Consider the following 16,456-nt stretch of genomic DNA (forward strand, 5'->3'; position numbering starts at 1 on the left):
AGTGACGATAGAATTCACTTTCTTGCTATGAGATTCGCATAAATGGACCATATACGGAGTTCAAAAATTCAAGTAATTGAACTTGGGTTGGTGACTTCTAATTAGAAGTCTGAGAGGGTAGAATTATCTCGGTTTTTCCAGTCTAACTCGGCAGTCTCTCGCAGGTCCTGTAATTCTTTGTAGAACGGTTCGTTCTGTATCTCTTGATAAATTTGTTCCAGAGTATCCATCTCATCTTCAACATATTCTTCAATTTTCTCGTAGTCATCTCTTTGATAGAATTCTGGGATTCGTTTGCTTTCGTAGTCCCCATAACTACCAATAAGACAATTTCTCCATTCCGCGAACTTCTTCATATCATCTCCCAATAACTGAGCTAAATCGACAAAAGGTGGCCCATGGCTGATATTCTCCCATACGTATTTGTCTTCCCACCCGGATGCAGAGGCAATATCGTGTTGTTGCGCTTTAACTAAGAGGAAAGGAGCGTCAAATTTGAGGACATTGAATGCAATGAACTCTTCAGCACCTCTGCTTCTTGCACGCGGAATATCCTTCCAATCATTAAGGAAAGCAAGTAACAATTCACGCTCTGACTCATATTCCCACCGTTTATATATTGATAACCCAGTACTGTCCCGCTTATATTGGATGGTCACTATTTCGCTTGAATAAGGGCGGACTCCCGTGGTTTCAATATCGTAGCCGTACAGAGTCATGTGACTATTGTCAACACTCACTCAGCAAGCATCAATTCTCGGGTAGCTGAGGTCAAGATGTAATTCAGTGAGAGTTGCCTTCTACATCAGTCCGTAACTGTGAGATTCCAAGTGATTCCAATCTCATCTAACCGGAACTCGTACGTTCCAGTATAATTAAGAGAGAATTCGCCACTTTCCCAAGACCGGGACTCTCCCGCAGGGATGTTCAATCTGACCCGTTCATCGTTTGGTGTCTGCCATTCTCCTTGCTCATGTCGAATGGATGGTTTCGAAACTATGCTGTTATCGTCATCACCTATGTTCTTGAACTGTAAAGTGAATGTAATCGGCTGTCCCTTACGAATAGTAGGTGGTTTCTGAACACCAGTTAATTTCACTTCGTTGGGCGTTAGCGGCTCGACCACATCAAAAGCCAATTCTTCAAGCTCAGAGTTCTTGCCCGTAATTTCATCTCGCACAAGAATTTGTGCTGAATAGGTTCCTGTCTTCCAGTCTTTCGTGTCAAAAGAGAACCATTGTTCCCATTCGTCCTCAGTCGTATCTGCTCCTGAGAGTTGCGTATCACCTGCCTGTTGAGAGTCAACACTTGACCCGTTGTGGTATACTGTTACTTGAACAAGCTCCTCGGACTTCCCGTTGTGAATTGGAAGGGAATATCGGAGACCGATGATTGCATAACCGCCTGCACCCACAGAGGACATTTGGTTTGTCAATACGTCGCCATATTTTTCCCATGCGCTCATCAGGCTTGAATGACTAATCCGGGGAGCTGGCGATTCTGGTGTGACGGTTGGCGTTGGTACGGGTGTCGAGGAGGGTGTCTGCGTATTCGTTTGACTTTGGGGGGCGGACGATTGTGAGGTGCACCCGGTAAGACCAGCAATGCCCACTGAAGCGAGGAACATTCGTCGTTTCATGATGACAGGTGCTTTTCCTGCCAGCATAAGGTTGTCGTATATGAAAGTCATGAACCACGACCATTGAGTGGAACCTGCCTGAACGCGAATTTCCAAACTACAGAAAAGAGAGCTTCCGGAGAAGAACGCCACTCACCGCAACCAATTCACTTGAAAATTGGAATCCTTGAGCTTTGATTAAAAGACCCTCTCCTTATCTTAGCGTCCGGTGCCAATTCGCTCCTAAATCAAAGCGCGGTTGCTGATGAATCTCACCCTTCAGATTGAAGTCTCCAACATGCTGAAAAATTCATCTGGGATAGCTTTTCCCGGATTTGTATTTAAGTGAGTAGAAAATCCAGTATATGTGCTCATTGTTCCAATATCTGTCTCGTAGTAGAGTGATTCAGTGATAATTGCGTTAAGACTCTTTGATTGCTTCAGCTGGCCATGAACTCGTTGTTCCAGCCTCTCCAGTTGAGAAACTTCGTTTCCACGATGGTCTTCAATCATGTATGAACCCATAGAGTCAACCTCGTCAGCGGGGAGCCGTACAAAAAGGACGCTCGGTGAGTGACCGGATAAGTCGCTCCTGCCCTCTTCAATAATATTCATGACTTTACTGAAGTGGTCTTTGGAGATAGTTGGAAAATCGTAGTCAATTACGTGTGCTTTTTTGATTGTTGACTTTGTAGCGGATGGTTTTATCATATGTGTGTATTCCATCCCTTTACTGAGACGGTCGTAATCAAACGGAACCAACAGCTGTTTTATACTGTTCGGACTGATAAACTGCATAATCTGCTCAAGTTCGTCAATTGAGAGTGCAATCTCTTTCTCTCCCGTGAAATAATCTACCAGCTCAACAGTATACTTCGCTCCCTCTACTTCAAAAGTAGTCCGGGAACCTTGTTTTTGGACAATCTGTATGGCGCTTTCTGCAAGAGGTTTAACAATCTCTTCGGTAAGTGGACGCTCTCCGGATAGCCTTACAAAGAAGCTGTCCTCTCCAACGTCAATGCCCTCGTTAATTCTGTCGGAGATTTGTTTCCCGAAGTTGGATTCAATTGCGTCTGATGGACGGCGGCGCTTACATTCGATACTAATGGAAGTTCCCTCAAAACCCAGAGAAATATCGGGACCACTATCTTCGCCTTCATGTATCAACTCTGGCTCAAGACCTCGATTTTTGAGGAAAGACGCTGTCTGAAGCTCATAGACAGTTTCCCAAATATTTTCTTCTTGAATTATCCTTTCACCGAAAATATCAGAGAATGATTCGTCCACCGGCTCGCCGCTCGGAGTAACGATTGGAATATCAATTGTCTCTTGAATCGCCCTTCCCAGTATGACAAAATCTCTGACTACAGAATCAAACTCCATTTGGCCAGTTTTGAAATAATGGTTGATTCGGTTTCGGATTGTTTCAAGCCAGTCTACCATCTCGTGCAATCCTTCGAGTTCATCTCTTTCTTCAATACCTTCAACAAGCCCAGAAAAATCTCGTTCAAAACGCATTACATCGTATGGGTCAAAGCCGCCATCCATCTTAGGCTGAATTGTGTATGGGAGACAATGAAGGTTCTTCAGTAACGAGATTCACTTCTCGTCTCTCTCGGTCTGAATTCTGCGACTGAACAGCTACGCCGCTCAAATTGAGAGAATCTGTGTACAGTATAGGGTTACGTCGGTCACCGCAACCAATTGAACGAGCGACTTACCGGCAAACTACGCAGTCAGAGCGCAACAAATTGGACCGATAATCGACCGAATACTTATGGTACAGAGGTACTGTGTAGGAATTAGCGGTATGCGCGAAGCGCAAGCCGGTGGAGGGATTTGAACCCTCGGCCTATTCCTTACGAAGGAATCGCTCTGCCAGCTGAGCTACACCGGCGCGGGGTGCTGTCGAACGCATCCTACCGTATTCGCATGACGAAGAAAAGGCTTCCGAATCAGCGCGCGGTGAGCGTCACGTCGAGACACACGTTGTACTCGTGGGGCGCGTACGACCGCACGACGCGTTCGGTGTCGACCTGTACGTCGTACGCCGGTTCCGCGGCCGCTCTGATGGCCTCGATTCCGGGACCGAACGGGTCGTCCTCGTGCTGGATGTCGTAGTAGTGCAGGACGCACTCCTCGCCGGCCAGTCGGACGGCGGCGTCGAGGAACTCCCCGGCGCTGTGCGGGAGGTTCATCACGAGTCGGTCGGCCCAGCCCTCGTAGTCGCCGGCCACCTCCCGCACGTCGCCTTCGACGGCGGTCAGGCGCTCTTCGACGTCGTTGCGGCGGGCGTTCTCGCGGAGGTAGTCGACGGCGGCGGCGTTCAGGTCGCAGCCGACCACCTCGGCGCCGCGTTTGGCCATCGGAACGGCGAACGGGCCGACGCCGGCGAACATGTCGAAGGCGCGTTCGTCCTCGCGGACCTGCTCGACCACGCGGTGGCGTTCGGTCGCCAGTCGGGGGGAGAAGTACACCTGCGCGATGTCGAGGAGGAACTCACAGCCGTACTCGCGGTGGACCGTCTCCGTGCTCCCTCCGACTAACACGTCCCACTCGCGGACGCGGAGTTCCCCTTTCACCTTCGAGGCGCGGTTGACGACCGTTCGGGCGCGGAGGGCCGAGTCGGCGACGGCGTCGGCGATGCTCCGGGCGCGGTCGGGGTCGTCCTCGTCGAGGATGACCACGTCGCCGAGTCGCTCGTAGGTCGGGTCGAAGCCGAGGATGTCGGCGGGCATCGTCTGCGTCTCGCGGGCCGCCGCGTCGAACTCGACCACGTCGAACTCCGCGCGGGCGGCAGCGGCGTCGGTCACGGGGATGTACAGCGACCCCTCGCGGACGGTGATCTCGTGGGACTGGTCCACGAGGTCGCGTTCCGCGAGGGCGCGCCGCGTCGCCTCCCCCTCGCTCGTCGGGACGCGGACGCAGGGGACGTTCATATCGGATGCTGACCGTGCGGGCGAGTAAGCGTGACGCTTCGCGGTCTCTCGGCGGGGCCAACCCGGCTTGGTTCGCGCGACCCGAAAACGAACGGGTGGGCCGTGGCGTTGAAACCGGCGCCACTCGTCAGCCCGACTATGCCAACTCTCTCCGAGGCCCTCGACGTCGGCGGCGACTCCGTGGTCGTCGCCGTCGGCGCGGGCGGGAAGAAGACGCTCGTCTACTCCCTCGCCGACGACCTACCCGACGCCGTCGTCACCGCGACGGTCAAGACGCCGAAGTTCGGCGGGAAGGTCGAGCGAACCGTCCTCACCGACGACCCCGTCTCGGCCGCGCGGGAGGCGACGGAACGACCGCTCGGCCTCGCCCGCGACGGCGACCGGAGCGACCGGTACCTCGGCTACGACCCGGCCGTCGTCGACGACCTCGCCGAATCGGGCGCGACCCCCCTGCTGGTGAAGGGCGACGGCGCGCGGACGCGGCTACTCAAGGCGCCGAAGGAGGGCGAACCGCCGATTCCGAGCGCCGCGACGGTCGTCACCCCCCTCGCATCCGTCCGCGTCGTCGGCCACCCCCTCACCGAGGAGGCGGTCCACCGACCCAAGCGCGTCGCCGAACTCACCGACCTCGCCGCGGGGAACGACATCCGCCCGAAACACGTCGCGGACGTCCTCGCGCACCCCGACGGCGGACTGAAGAATATTCCCGACGGCGCCGACGCCGTCCCGGTCGTGAACATGGCCGACACGGACGAGACAGTCGAGACGGCGCGGGAGATAGCGGAACGGGTGCTCGAACGGGCGCCGTCGGTCCCGCGTGTCTTGGTAACGCGACTCATCCACGACGACCCGGTCGTCGACGTGGTGACACGCGACTGAGCGGTCGGGAGACTCCGTCAGGACGACTCGAACCGCCGCGCCGCCTCGCGCACCTCCGCCTTGGTGTTCAGATTCTCGAACGTCTCCGGCGCCGCGTGCGCGCGCACCTCCTCTTCGGTCACCGTCACCCAGTCGTCCAGTTCGTCGAGGGCGGCGACGACGCGTGCCTCCCCGCGGTTCAGGGCGCGTTCGCACGCCGCGGCCATCGCGTCGGCCCGGTAGACCGCCTGCGTCGTCTGGTACCACTCGCCCGGCCGGGGCACCGCGGCGTCGTGTCCGTCCGCGCGCGAGAAGAGATACGCGACGAACGCGGGGTCGACGAACGGCATGTCGCAGGCGACGACGGCGGCGTACGCCGAGTCGACGGCCGAGAGACCCGCGGCGATGCCGGCCGCCGGCCCGCGGTCCGGAACGGGGTCCGTGGCGACGGCGACGGGGACGTCACAGCCCTCGACGGCGGTGCGGAGGCCCTCGACCTGCTCCTCCCGGCAGTTCAGAACCAGTCGGTCGCAGACCGTCGCGAGGCGGTCCGCGACGCGGCGGACGAGGGGCGTCCCGGCGAGGTCGGCGAGCGCCTTGTCGCCGTCGCCGAAGCGGGTGGAGTACCCCCCGCAGAGGACGACGCCCTCGCGGGAGACGTCGGTCATGCTACGGAGTCGACGGCGAGTCACCAAAAAAGCGGTCGCGTCCGGCGTCGATTCGTCGAAGCGAGAAAAGAGAGAACGCGGCGCATCACCGACCGATTGACGTCCCGGTTCAGGCTTCCGCGCCGGACTCGCCGCCGCCGACGAACGGCGTCGCGTCCCACGCTTCGAGCAGTTCCTGATACCGGTTGCGGATGGTGACTTCCGAGATGTCCGTGACCTCGCTGACCTGATGTTGGGTCACGTCTTCGTTCGTCAACTGCGCGGCGGCGTAGAGCGCGGCGGCCGCGAGGCCGACGGGCGATTTGCCCGAGTGGACGTTTTCGCGCTTGGCGTTCTCCAGCAGTTCGCGCGCGGTGCGCTCCGTCTCCTTCGGCACCTCCACGTCCGAGGCGAACCGCGGGAGGTACTGCGTCGGGTCGGCGGGCTTGATCTCCAGCGAGAGTTCGCGGACGATGTAGCGGTAGGCTCGCTCGAACTCGTCCTCGTCGACGCGGGAGACGCGGGCCACCTCGTCGAGCGACCGGGGTACCTGCGCCATCCGGGCGGCCGCGTGCAGCGAGGCCGTCGCGATGCCCTCGATGGAGCGGCCGGGCAGCAGGCTGTCTTCGAGCGCACGGCGGTAGATGACCGACGACGTCTCGCGGACGTTGTCGGGGAGGCCGAGCGCCGAGGCCATGCGGTCGATTTCGCCGAGCGCCTGCTTGAGGTTGCGCTCCTTGGAGTCGCGGGTTCTAAAGCGCTCGTTCCACGTTCGGAGGCGCTGCATCTTCTGTCGCTGGTTCGACGACAGGGAGTTGCCGTAGGCGTCCTTGTCCTGCCAGCCGATGTTGGTCGACAGCCCCTTGTCGTGCATCATGTTCGTCGTCGGGGCGCCGACGCGGGACTTCTCGTCCTTCTCCTTCGAGTCGAACGCGCGCCACTCTGGGCCGCGGTCGACCGCGTCCTCGTCGACGACGAGGCCGCAGTCCTCACACACCGTCTCGCCGCGTCCCTCGTCGGTGGCGAGGTCGGTCGAACCGCACTCCGGACAGCGAAGCGTCTCCTCGTCGGGTCGCTCGCGTTCGTCCTCCGTCTCGTCGCGTGCGTTCTCCGTTCGACGCTCCTGGGAGTCGGTCGGGACGCGCTGACGGGCGCGTTCGGTGACGGAGTCACTCATTGGTAGGTCGCAGGTCGGGAAGAACGGGAGACCCGACCCTCGCTCGTACTTGCGTAACGGCCGCGCGCACAAAAATGCGTCGGCATCGACAGGACATTATTCCCGCTAATCATCTCTGTCGAAAGAACATTGAGGTTCCGGACGGGCGGGCGACCGGCGTCGGCGAGGGACCGAGCGGACCGGTGAGCGCGCGTTCGGAGATACCGAGGGGTGCGTCACCGGTCGCGGCGCCCCGCCCGCTCCGCTCTCACGTCAAAAATGCGTGTCCACCGAGGTGCCGGCTTCACTGCGGTCCGCTCGCCTCTCGCCGTCGTTCCGTCCCCCGTCGCCCCCGCCCCGTCCGTCTCCGTCGAGTCGGTCCGAGACGGCGGCGAGCACCTCTTTCGAGGAGACGACGACGCCGCGTTCGCGGAGCGCGCGGTACGCCTCCCCGCCCGCCTCGCCGGCGTAGTTACGCTCGGCGAACGGCCGTTCCTCGACGAGGACGAGGTGCTCCGCGTCCGCCGCGGCGCGGAGGTTCGCGAGGTTACCCGACCCCACCTCCACGTCCGCGACGACGACGCAGTCCGCGGCGGCGACGCGTTCGGCCACCGCCGCCGCCGCCTCGTCGCCGACGGGGGAGAACGGGTCGACGGTGACCGTCTCCAACCCCAGACTCCGCGCCGTCTCGGTGTCCGTGTCCCCCTCGTTCAACGCGCCGACGGACACCTCGTAGCCCGCCGCCGAGAGGAGATAGAGGTGGCGCGCGGCGGCGCCGCCCCCGCCGACGACGTGGACGCGGCCGCGCGACTCCCCGCCGGCGCCGACTCGCCGGTCCGGCAGGGCGGTGACGTACACCGACCCCGTGACGGGGTGGCGCGCGACGACGGCGTTGGCGTCGAAGGCGTCCTCCAGGTGGTCCTCGGTGAGCACCGACTCCGGCGGGCCGGTGGCGACGACGCGGCCGCCGGACAGCAGGACGAGTTCGTCGCAGTAGTGCGCGGCGAGGTTCAGGTCGTGGATGGCGGCGACGGCCGTCTTCCCCTCGCCGACCAGTTCCCGAACCAGTTCGAGCGTTCTGACCTGGTGGTTGATGTCGAGGCTGGCCGTCGGTTCGTCGAGGAGCAGCAGGGGGGTCTCCTGCGCCAGCGCACGGGCGATGAGCACCCGTTGGCGCTCGCCGCCCGAGAGGTCGCTCACCGTCCGGTCGGCGAACTCGGTCGTCCGCGTGCGTTCGAGGGCGTGCTCGACCGCCGATTCGTCGCCGCCGCGCCACCCCCCGAGTCGGGACCGGTGGGGCGTCCGCCCCATGCGGACGGTCTGGCGCACGTCGAAATCGAAGGTGAGCGAGGTGTTCTGCGGGACGGTGGCGACGAGGCGACTCGTCGCCTTCGAGGAGAGCGCGTGGACGTTCTCACCGTCGATTTCGACGCGCCCGCGGGAGGGTGCGAGCGACCCGTTGACGGCCTTCAACAGGGTCGTCTTCCCCGCGCCGTTCGGCCCGATGAGGCCGACGAACGTTCCTCGGTCGACGGTCAGGTTCACGCCGTCCAGAATCGTCTCCCCGCCGAGTTCGACCGAGAGGTCCGTCGTCCGAATCAGCGGCTCTCGGTCGCTCACAACCGGTGCACCTCCCGCGTGCGGAGCAGGTAGAGGAAGAACGGGGCGCCGATGGCGGCGGTGACGATGCCGACGGGTACCTCCGCGGCGCCGGAGCGGGCGAGCGTGTCGGTGGCGACGAGGAACGACGCGCCGGCGAGGGCGCTGGTCGGCAGGAGGATTCGGTGGTCCGGGCCGACGAGCAGGCGCATCGCGTGCGGGACGATGAGACCGACGAAGCCGATGACGCCGGAGACGGCGACGGCCGACGCGGTGACGACGCTCGACACCGCGAGCAGGATTCGCTTCGTCCGTTCGACTTCGATGCCGAGGCTGTGGGCGTCCGCCTCGCCGAGGAGGAGGACGTTCATGTCGGAGGTGTAGAACAGGAGCAGGAGAAAGAGGGGCGGGAGGACGGCGGCGACGACGTTCACCTCGCGCCACGTCGTCCCGCTCAGATGCCCCATCAGCCAGAAGACGACGCGCTGGAGGCTCCATCCGCTCTTGAGCATCATAAACGAGATAACGGCGCCGAGGAACGTCTGGACGGCGACGCCCGCGAGCAACAGCGTCGCTGTCGGCGTGTGTCCGTCGCGCGTGGCGAGGAGGTAGACGCCGAAGCCGGTGAGAACGGAGGTGACGAACGCCGCGCCCTGCAGTTGGAGGCCGAACGGAAGGACGAACGGGAAGACGATGCTGGCGACGGCGCCGACGGCCGCCCCCGAGGAGATGCCGATGATGGAGGGGTCGGCCATCGGGTTGCGGAAGAACCCCTGCATCACGACGCCCGCGGTGGCGAGCGCGAACCCGACGAGCGCCGCGAGCAGGATGCGGGGCAGGCGGACGTCCACCACGATGATGCGCGCCGTCCGCTCGACGGCGTACCCGAGCGAGGGGAACAGTTCGGCGGCGACGGCCTTCGCCACCGTCGTCGGCGGGATGGAGACGGGTCCGACGCCGGCGCTGGCGAGGACGACGGCGACGAGGAGGACGCACAGCGCCCCGCACCACGCGAGGGTTCGCGTTCGGACGGTCATTCGATATGCAATCGCAGTTGGTTTAGGTAAATACTTGTTGCGATAGGGCGCACGCCGGAGTAGATGCGACTCAGAACACTTACGCTCGTAACGCTCCTTCTCGTCGCCGCCGTCGCGCCCGTCTCCGGCGCCGCGGCGGTCGGCCCGAGCGCGGTCGAACAGCAGACGACGACCACACAGGCCGAAGCCTGCTCGTTCCCGTACTCGGCGACGGACGCGACGGGCACCGAAGTGACGCTCGAATCGGACCCCGGCCGCATCGTGACGCTGAACCCCAGCGCCGCGCAGACGATGTGGGAGATAGGCGCCCGCGACGAAGTCGTCGGCGTCTCCCAGTACGCCGCCTACCTCGACGGCGCCTCCGAGAAGGCGAACGTCTCGGGGGCCAACGGCGCGAACGTCGAGAAAGTGCTCGCGGCGAACCCCGACCTCGTCCTCGTCCCGAGTTCCTCCTACGGCGCCTCGAAGGACCGCGTCGACCAACTCCGCGCGCAGGGAGTCCCCGTGTTCGTGTTCGGGGAGGGCACTTCCCTCGCGTACGTCGCGAACAAGACCGAGCAAATCGGCCGCCTCACCGGTAACTGCGAGGCCGGCCGCGAGGTGGCCGACGACGTCCGCGAGTCCGTCAGCCAGATGCGCGCGGTCCTCGAAGACAAGGAGAAACCGGTCGGTCTCAACTACTTCTACGGCTACACCTCCGGGTCGAACACGTTCATCGGCGACGTGATGACCACCGGCGGCCTGCGCAACGGCGCGGCGGAGGCGAACATCAGCGGCTTCGCGCAGATAAACGACGAGACGGTCGTGGCGATGAACCCCGAGTACGTCGTCGCGCCCGAGGAGTCGCCCGTTCCGTCGAACGAGGCGTGGAACAGCACGACGGCGCTGCAGGAGGGCAACGTGATCCGCGTGAACACGAACTACCTCCAACAGCCCGCGCCGCGCTCCGTCGACGCCGCCGAGGCCATCATGCAGGCGGTCCACCCCGACGCGTACGCGGAGTACCGGCAGATGGGGGCGGAGAACGGGACGGCGACCGGTGAGACGACGACGGACGAAACGACGACCACCGTGGTCGTCGACGACACGCCGCCGGAGTCGGAGACGGAAACCGGAGCCGGAACCGAGACGGGTGCGGACTCGCCCGGGTTCGGCGTCCTCGCCGGTCTCGTCGCTCTCGTCGGCGCGGCGCTGCTGGCGGCGCGTCGGTAACGACGCTTTGCCCCCGCTCGCTCCGTTCCACCGCGAGTTCGTCCGCCGGAGGCGAGCGAAGCCGACGCCCGCGTCCGGGGAACCGAAACCAGAATCGAACGAGAATCGCGGACCACAACCGTATTACGGGCGCGTCGCGGTCGTTCGACCATGGCTGTGGAGAACGTCATCTGGCCCCGCTACCTCGACGCCGAGAAGTCGCGGTCCGCGGGCCGGCGCGTGCCGCTCGAGGACGCCGTCGTGGAACCGACGATAGACGAGATAGCCGAGGCGGTCCAGCAGATCGGCTACGACGCCGTCATCGAACGCGACGTGCGACACCCCAGAGAGTGGGAGACGCGCGGCCGCGTCGTCGTCAAGGGCGCCGAGGACTCGACGAAGAACGACCTCGTGCAGGCCGTCGCCGCATACGTCGGCATCCTGCGGGACTGACACCGATGCAACGAGTCGGCACCGTCTCACGGACGGCGCAGAACCTCGCCATCGCGCGCTGCGAGGGCGCGGAACACCCCGACATCGGCCGGGAAGTCGTCGACGAGTCGCTCTCCTCCGTCGGCCGCGTCGTCGACGTGTTCGGACCGGTCGAGCGGCCGTACGTGGCCGTGGCGACCGGCGACCGCGCCGCGCCCGCGACGCTCGTCGGAACGAAACTGTACGCGCGGTGACGCAGCAGGCGGGACGGAACAGAACACAATCCCCATAGCCCCCGACGCGAAACGGGCGGACATGCGCAAACGCGTCGCCTTCGCGGTCGGTCTCGCCGCGCTCGTCTTCCTCCTCGTTCAGTTGGGGGCGCTGGCGCTCGTCCCCACGTTCTACGACGCGGGCTACCAGACCGTCGAGGACCCGACGGACCCGACGAACAGCCTCGCCTACCTCGCCGCCATCCTCGTCGCCACCGGCGTGATGCTCGCGGCGTTCAAGTACGACTTCGACTGGGCGGTCCGCGCGCTCGTTGTCGTCACCAGCGGGATGCTCTCGTGGTACGTCTTCTCGGTGTTCCTCCCCGGACTCGTCGCCGTCGCCGCCGCGGTCGGCGTCTCCGCCGCCCTGGTCGCCTACCCCGAGTGGTACGTCATCGACGCCGCGGGCGTCCTCATGGGCGCCGGCGCGGCCGCCCTGTTCGGCATCAGCTTCGGACTCCTCCCCGCCGTCGTCCTCCTCGTCGCCCTCGCCGTCTACGACGCCGTCAGCGTCTACGGCACGAAGCACATGCTGGACCTCGCGGAGGGCGTGATGGACCTCCGCATCCCCGTCGTGTTGGTCATCCCGACGACGCTGTCGTACTCGCTTCTCGACGACGACTTCGGCGACGCGAACGACGTCCACGAGGGAGCGGACGCGACGGCCGACCGAGACGCCGACCCGAACCCCGACGGCGGCCGCGACGCCGGCACCGACATCGACGAGGACCTGACCGACGACGACGTGCGCGACGCGTTCTTCATCGGTCTCGGCGACGCCGTGATGCCGACCGTGATGGTCGCCAGCGGCGCCTTCTTCCTGCCGCGGTCGCTGGCGCCGTCGCTCGGCGTCGGGTTCCTCCCGGCGCTGACGCTGCCCGCGTTGACGGCGATGATCGGAACGTTCGTCGGCCTGTTCGCGCTGCTGTGGCTGGTACTGAAGGGACGCGCTCACGCCGGCCTCCCCCTCCTGAACGGCGGCACCATCGGCGGCTATCTGGTGGGTGCGCTGCTCTCGGGCGTGCCGCTGTTGACGGCGCTGGGACTCTGACGGCGGTTCGTTTCGAGGTTCCTCGTTCGGAAGACGGCTCGACGTAGCCGCTCTGAACGCGCGCTCCGCTCCGAAGTTACCTTTCGGCGGCCGACACTCGCGATAGCGGTTTATCGTTCAGTGTCGAACCGGTCATCTCGAAGAGAGGCCAGTACCCGGTTCCCGGACGCGAGGAGCGCATCGAACCGCTCGCTGTTGAACGATACGACCTCCTGTTCGGTCGCATCGTAGTCGATTACGCCCGCCTCGTCGAGTCGGGGAAGGTGCGAGTGATGGAGCGTTCTCGCAATCTGCATCTCGGGAAACCGGGGCATCTCGGAGGGATGCAGATGTTCTTGTTCCTCGACTCGCTTCGCTACCGTATCCAGGCTCACTGGTGTCTCACACTGCAGCAGGACGTGGAGGACCTGCCGTCGGCGCGGCATCTTGAGGAGGTTGTACACCGTCACAGTATCGACGGCAGAGGCGTTCATTGATGTCATGGTAGTCTCTGACGTCGAAGTCGCCGCTACACGGGAAAGAAGGGGAAACTTCACTCGGAACGTAACAACAGCGGCACGACTCGGCTTCGCGGGGACCCTAATCGACGCAATAGGCGGACACGTCGTCGCTATCTTCGCCAAGTGTCGACTCTCTAAAGGGGAGACAAGCAGTCCCTCCCGGAGAGCCTCCTCTCGGTGATAGCTGTGCGCGCCGTAGTCGGCCGGACTCGGTAGACGCGGGTCGTCGCTCCGAGACCGCTCGGTGTCCGATTCCAACGCCACCCCTCTATTCGGTCTCGTCGTCGGAGCGACCTCCGACCGTCGGACCATCGACAACTGCGGACAGCGCTATCTCTCGCCCGCCCCGTGCCGGACGAACACGGCCATCCCGGACTCGAAATCGTCCATCGCGTCGGCGGAGAGTTCCGCGCGGCCGACGCCGAGGACGTCGCCGTCGGGGGAGACGACGGCCACCTCGTCGCCGGGTCGAATCGCCGGGTCGACGCCCGTGACGAACTTCGCGAAGGCGTTCTTGCCGTCGCGGACGAACGGTTCGCTCTCGTCGCCGACGGCGACGCGGTTCGCCGGCGCCGGGAACCGCTCAACGAGGCGCCGTCCGCCCTCGACGCCGAGGGTGAATCGTCCGTCCGTCCCGTAGGAGACGACGCGGCTCTCGTCGCCGAGCACCTGTCGCGGCCGGCCGCTGGTCGACCGCTTGACCGTCAGGTCGTCGTCGGGGAACAGCGCCCGCCCCGCGCCTGCGCCGAACTGGTAGTCGGCGACGGTCCGGAGGTCTGACAGCGTCGCGTCGCCGCCCCCACCGTCGCCACTTCCGTCGGTGTCGTCGCTCATGCCCGCCCCTTTCGGTCGGTCCGTGAAGTCACTCGCGGTCCGCGGCGGTCGGTTGCGAACTGCTACCACGCTCGGCTCACGAGGAAAGGGATAAGTAACGGACGGTACTCCGAGACGAGTATGTCGACGGACGTACGGCAAGTCGCGCTCGGAACCTCGCTGCTGTTGGCCAGCAGCGCCCTCTTCTTGGAGACGGGCATCGACGGCCGCGTCTCGGCGCTCCTCGTCGGAATCGCCGTCTGCGCGTTCGGCCTCGCCGTCGTCCGCCTCCTCGGCGGCATCGACGGCCGGGCCGCCTGAGCGCGGACCGCCCGAGCACGGACTTCCGAGGCGAGTCGTTCCCCAGCCAATCGAGCGACGGCGCCGACGCGGGAGACATGTGATTTTAACAAGGTGTATTCCGAATCGCCGGGCATGTCCGCTCTCCAGTCGCTTCGAACCGCGTTCGGGTCGCTCGCGAGCAGTCCCGTGTTGTTCCTCGCCGGCCTCGCCTACGCCGTGGTCGTGCTCCCGCAGTCGGTGCTGCCGCTGGCCGGGATGCAACTCGCCGGGTCGGCGCTCCAACTGCTCACGTTCTTCGTCACGCCGTTTCTCATCGCCGGCATCATCGGCATGGCCGCGGAGGCGACGGCCGGCGGCGACACGTCGCTGTCGACGCTCACCCGCGTCGGGAAGGACCGGTACGTCCCCCTGCTCATCGCCAAGTTCGTCCAGATAGGTGTCTACATCGCGTACGCCATCGCCGCCGGCATCGTCGCGCTCATCGTCGCCGCCATCGGGTTCGTCGCCGGCGTGCCCCTCCTGGCCGGTCTCGCCCTCCTCCTGTTCTTTCTCGGGGCGCTCGTCCTCCAGTTTTTCATCCAGTTCTTCCCCGTCGCCGTCGCCCTTGACGACGCGGACGCCATCGACAGCTTCCGCGTGAGCCTCCGACTCGTCCGCGAGAACCTCCTCAGCACGCTCGGCTACACCGTCCTCACGTTCCTCGTCACCGCCGCCGTCTCCCTCGTCACCGCCGGTCCCATCTACTACCAGCAGATACAGACGCTGAGTCAGATGCAGGAGATGCAGCAGGGCGGCGCCACTCCTGGCTTCGGGCCCGGCGGGATGCCGACGGGGATGGAGATGTTCCAGTTCTCCACGGCGGAGATTCTCCTCATCGCCCTCATCTCGCTGGCGTCGATGATGCTCGTGTTCACCTTCCGGCAGACGTACGCGACGGCGTTCTACGAGGACCACGTCCCGCCGCTCGGACCCGAAGACCCCGGCTCGACGACGGATGCGCCGGGCGCGGTCGGCGCCGACGAACTCGACGCGACGGCCGACGACGGGTGGAATACTGAGAGAGCGAACGAAACGGACGACGGGTGGGCGACGGATGCGGACGATGCCGGGGACCGCGCCGACGACCGGTTCGGGGAGGACCGCACCGATGACCACTCTGACGACCGGTCGAACGACCGGTTCTGACCCCGTCTACAGCAGGAACGTGTCCTGTCGGTCGGACATGTTGATGAAGTTGTCCGCCGCCTCGACGAGTTCGTCGGCCGTCGACTCCTCGAACGCGATGACCTCCACGCGCACGCCCTCGTGGCGGAGGTGCGAGCAGAGGCGGGAGAAGTCGCCGTCGCCGGTGCAGAGGACGACGGTGTCGACGTGGTTTGCCAGCGTCACGGCGTCGAGGCTCATCCCCACGTCCCAGTCGGCCTTCTTCGACCCGTCGCCGAACGTCTTGATGTCGCGTATCTTCGTCTCGAAGCCGATGTCGACGAGAGCCTCGAAGAACGTCTCCTCGTCCGGCGAGTCCGCGCGGACGACGTAGGCGATGGCGCGGGTCAGACTCCGGCCGGCGACGCTCTTGTCCAAGAGCGACGAGTAGTCGATGTTTCGCGAGTAGAGACTCTGCGCGGAGTGATAGAGGTTCTGTGCGTCCGCTAACACGGCGACGCGTTGTTCCGGGTGGATATCGGTCATAGTACAATCCCGGTCGTGGTCCCTTATGAATGGGGGTGTCTGCGCCCGTTCGCGCCCGGACGCGCCCTCGCGAGGCGTCGGAACCGCCGACGGATTCCGACCCGCTCCGACCCGTGCGAACGGCGGTTCTTGCGAGCGACGTAAGCTATATGCTCGCGTAGCGCCGTCCGTCGAACGTGACGCACACCACGCCGTTCCCGTCCGCCGCTCGCCGGCCGGTAGCGACGCGTGGCGCTCTTTTGCACCCGAAAAAACGCGCGCCCTGACGCCTTCGGCGGGAGTGGCGACCCCGTCTCTGGCGACCCCCGGCCGGCGCGGCGCGCAGGTGACCGACCGACTCGCAGACACGAC

The 16,456-nt window shown here is 63.9% G+C and carries 18 protein-coding genes and 1 tRNA gene; 7 read left to right on the plus strand and 12 right to left on the minus strand.

What is annotated here, in order from left to right; all coding sequences use genetic code 11:
- Positions 1–101: 101 nt before the first annotated feature.
- The 5 genes from NDI76_RS05765 to NDI76_RS05785 all read right to left on the minus strand — a co-directional run bounded on the left by NDI76_RS05765 (position 102) and on the right by NDI76_RS05785 (position 4,557).
- Complete coding sequence (locus NDI76_RS05765; RefSeq protein ID WP_310923052.1) at positions 102–719, minus strand: hypothetical protein; 618 nt, start codon at positions 717–719, stop codon at positions 102–104.
- Between the two features lie 86 nt (positions 720–805).
- A complete protein-coding gene (locus NDI76_RS05770; RefSeq protein WP_310923053.1) occupies positions 806–1,465 on the minus strand; it encodes a hypothetical protein in 660 nt (219 codons plus the stop codon).
- A 432-nt stretch (positions 1,466–1,897) separates the two neighbouring features.
- Positions 1,898–3,166, minus strand: a complete 1,269-nt coding sequence (locus NDI76_RS05775) for a hypothetical protein (RefSeq protein WP_310923054.1) — start codon at positions 3,164–3,166, stop codon at positions 1,898–1,900.
- A 276-nt stretch (positions 3,167–3,442) separates the two neighbouring features.
- Positions 3,443–3,515 (minus strand) — tRNA-Thr (locus NDI76_RS05780).
- A 58-nt stretch (positions 3,516–3,573) separates the two neighbouring features.
- Positions 3,574–4,557, minus strand: a complete 984-nt coding sequence (locus NDI76_RS05785; RefSeq protein ID WP_310923055.1) for a class I SAM-dependent methyltransferase — start codon at positions 4,555–4,557, stop codon at positions 3,574–3,576.
- A gap of 138 nt (positions 4,558–4,695) precedes the next feature.
- Between NDI76_RS05785 and yqeC the strand changes: the two genes are divergently transcribed.
- A complete protein-coding gene (yqeC, locus tag NDI76_RS05790; RefSeq protein WP_310923056.1) occupies positions 4,696–5,436 on the plus strand; it encodes a selenium cofactor biosynthesis protein YqeC in 741 nt (246 codons plus the stop codon).
- A 17-nt stretch (positions 5,437–5,453) separates the two neighbouring features.
- Here the strand turns inward: yqeC and mobA are convergent, their stop codons facing one another.
- From mobA to btuC, 4 genes are all read right to left on the minus strand, one after another.
- Positions 5,454–6,083 carry a molybdenum cofactor guanylyltransferase gene (gene mobA, locus NDI76_RS05795; RefSeq protein WP_310923057.1) on the minus strand — a complete coding sequence of 210 codons (630 nt, stop codon included), beginning with the start codon at positions 6,081–6,083 and terminating at the stop codon, positions 5,454–5,456.
- A gap of 109 nt (positions 6,084–6,192) precedes the next feature.
- Positions 6,193–7,239, minus strand: a complete 1,047-nt coding sequence (locus NDI76_RS05800; protein ID WP_310923058.1) for a transcription initiation factor IIB — start codon at positions 7,237–7,239, stop codon at positions 6,193–6,195.
- A 252-nt stretch (positions 7,240–7,491) separates the two neighbouring features.
- Complete coding sequence (locus tag NDI76_RS05805) at positions 7,492–8,838, minus strand: heme ABC transporter ATP-binding protein (protein ID WP_310923059.1); 1,347 nt, start codon at positions 8,836–8,838, stop codon at positions 7,492–7,494.
- A complete protein-coding gene (gene btuC, locus NDI76_RS05810; protein ID WP_310923060.1) occupies positions 8,835–9,854 on the minus strand; it encodes a vitamin B12 ABC transporter permease BtuC in 1,020 nt (339 codons plus the stop codon). Before btuC ends, NDI76_RS05805 begins: the two co-directional genes overlap by 4 nt.
- Positions 9,855–9,917: 63 nt before the next feature.
- On the opposite strand from btuC, the gene NDI76_RS05815 reads away from it, so the two are divergent.
- From NDI76_RS05815 to NDI76_RS05830, 4 genes are all read left to right on the plus strand, one after another.
- Complete coding sequence (locus NDI76_RS05815; RefSeq protein ID WP_310923061.1) at positions 9,918–11,066, plus strand: PGF-CTERM-anchored ABC transporter substrate-binding protein; 1,149 nt, start codon at positions 9,918–9,920, stop codon at positions 11,064–11,066.
- 150 nt (positions 11,067–11,216) lie between these two features.
- A complete protein-coding gene (gene srp19, locus NDI76_RS05820; RefSeq protein WP_310923062.1) occupies positions 11,217–11,498 on the plus strand; it encodes a signal recognition particle subunit SRP19 in 282 nt (93 codons plus the stop codon).
- Between the two features lie 5 nt (positions 11,499–11,503).
- Positions 11,504–11,731, plus strand: a complete 228-nt coding sequence (locus tag NDI76_RS05825; RefSeq protein ID WP_310923063.1) for an H/ACA ribonucleoprotein complex subunit GAR1 — start codon at positions 11,504–11,506, stop codon at positions 11,729–11,731.
- Positions 11,732–11,792: 61 nt separating this feature from the next.
- On the plus strand, positions 11,793–12,800 hold the full coding sequence (locus NDI76_RS05830; RefSeq protein ID WP_310923064.1) for a presenilin family intramembrane aspartyl protease PSH: 1,008 nt from the start codon (positions 11,793–11,795) through the stop codon (positions 12,798–12,800).
- Positions 12,801–12,910: 110 nt separating this feature from the next.
- Here NDI76_RS05830 and NDI76_RS05835 read toward each other — a convergent pair whose 3' ends face one another.
- Together NDI76_RS05835 and NDI76_RS05840 are read right to left on the minus strand one after the other, a co-directional pair.
- Positions 12,911–13,558 carry a DUF7344 domain-containing protein gene (locus NDI76_RS05835; protein WP_310923065.1) on the minus strand — a complete coding sequence of 216 codons (648 nt, stop codon included), beginning with the start codon at positions 13,556–13,558 and terminating at the stop codon, positions 12,911–12,913.
- 72 nt (positions 13,559–13,630) lie between these two features.
- Entirely contained in the window at positions 13,631–14,134 is a 504-nt protein-coding gene (locus NDI76_RS05840; RefSeq protein ID WP_310923066.1) for a PUA domain-containing protein, read from the minus strand.
- A gap of 120 nt (positions 14,135–14,254) precedes the next feature.
- Here NDI76_RS05840 and NDI76_RS05845 point away from each other — a divergent pair, with 120 nt between their 5' ends.
- The gene (locus tag NDI76_RS05845; protein ID WP_310923067.1) at positions 14,255–14,434 is read left to right on the plus strand and encodes a hypothetical protein; all 180 of its coding nucleotides are present in this window, start codon (positions 14,255–14,257) and stop codon (positions 14,432–14,434) included.
- Positions 14,435–14,548: 114 nt separating this feature from the next.
- Positions 14,549–15,601, plus strand: coding sequence for a DUF7847 domain-containing protein (locus NDI76_RS05850; protein ID WP_310923068.1), 1,053 nt, complete (start codon positions 14,549–14,551; stop codon positions 15,599–15,601).
- A 6-nt stretch (positions 15,602–15,607) separates the two neighbouring features.
- Here the strand turns inward: NDI76_RS05850 and NDI76_RS05855 are convergent, their stop codons facing one another.
- Entirely contained in the window at positions 15,608–16,105 is a 498-nt protein-coding gene (locus tag NDI76_RS05855) for a LabA-like NYN domain-containing protein (protein ID WP_310923069.1), read from the minus strand.
- Between the last annotated feature and the right edge of the window lie 351 nt (positions 16,106–16,456).

The sequence above is a fragment of the Halogeometricum sp. S1BR25-6 genome (assembly GCF_031624495.1).
In the GTDB taxonomy this organism is placed as follows: Archaea; Halobacteriota; Halobacteria; order Halobacteriales; family Haloferacaceae; genus Halogeometricum; species Halogeometricum salsisoli.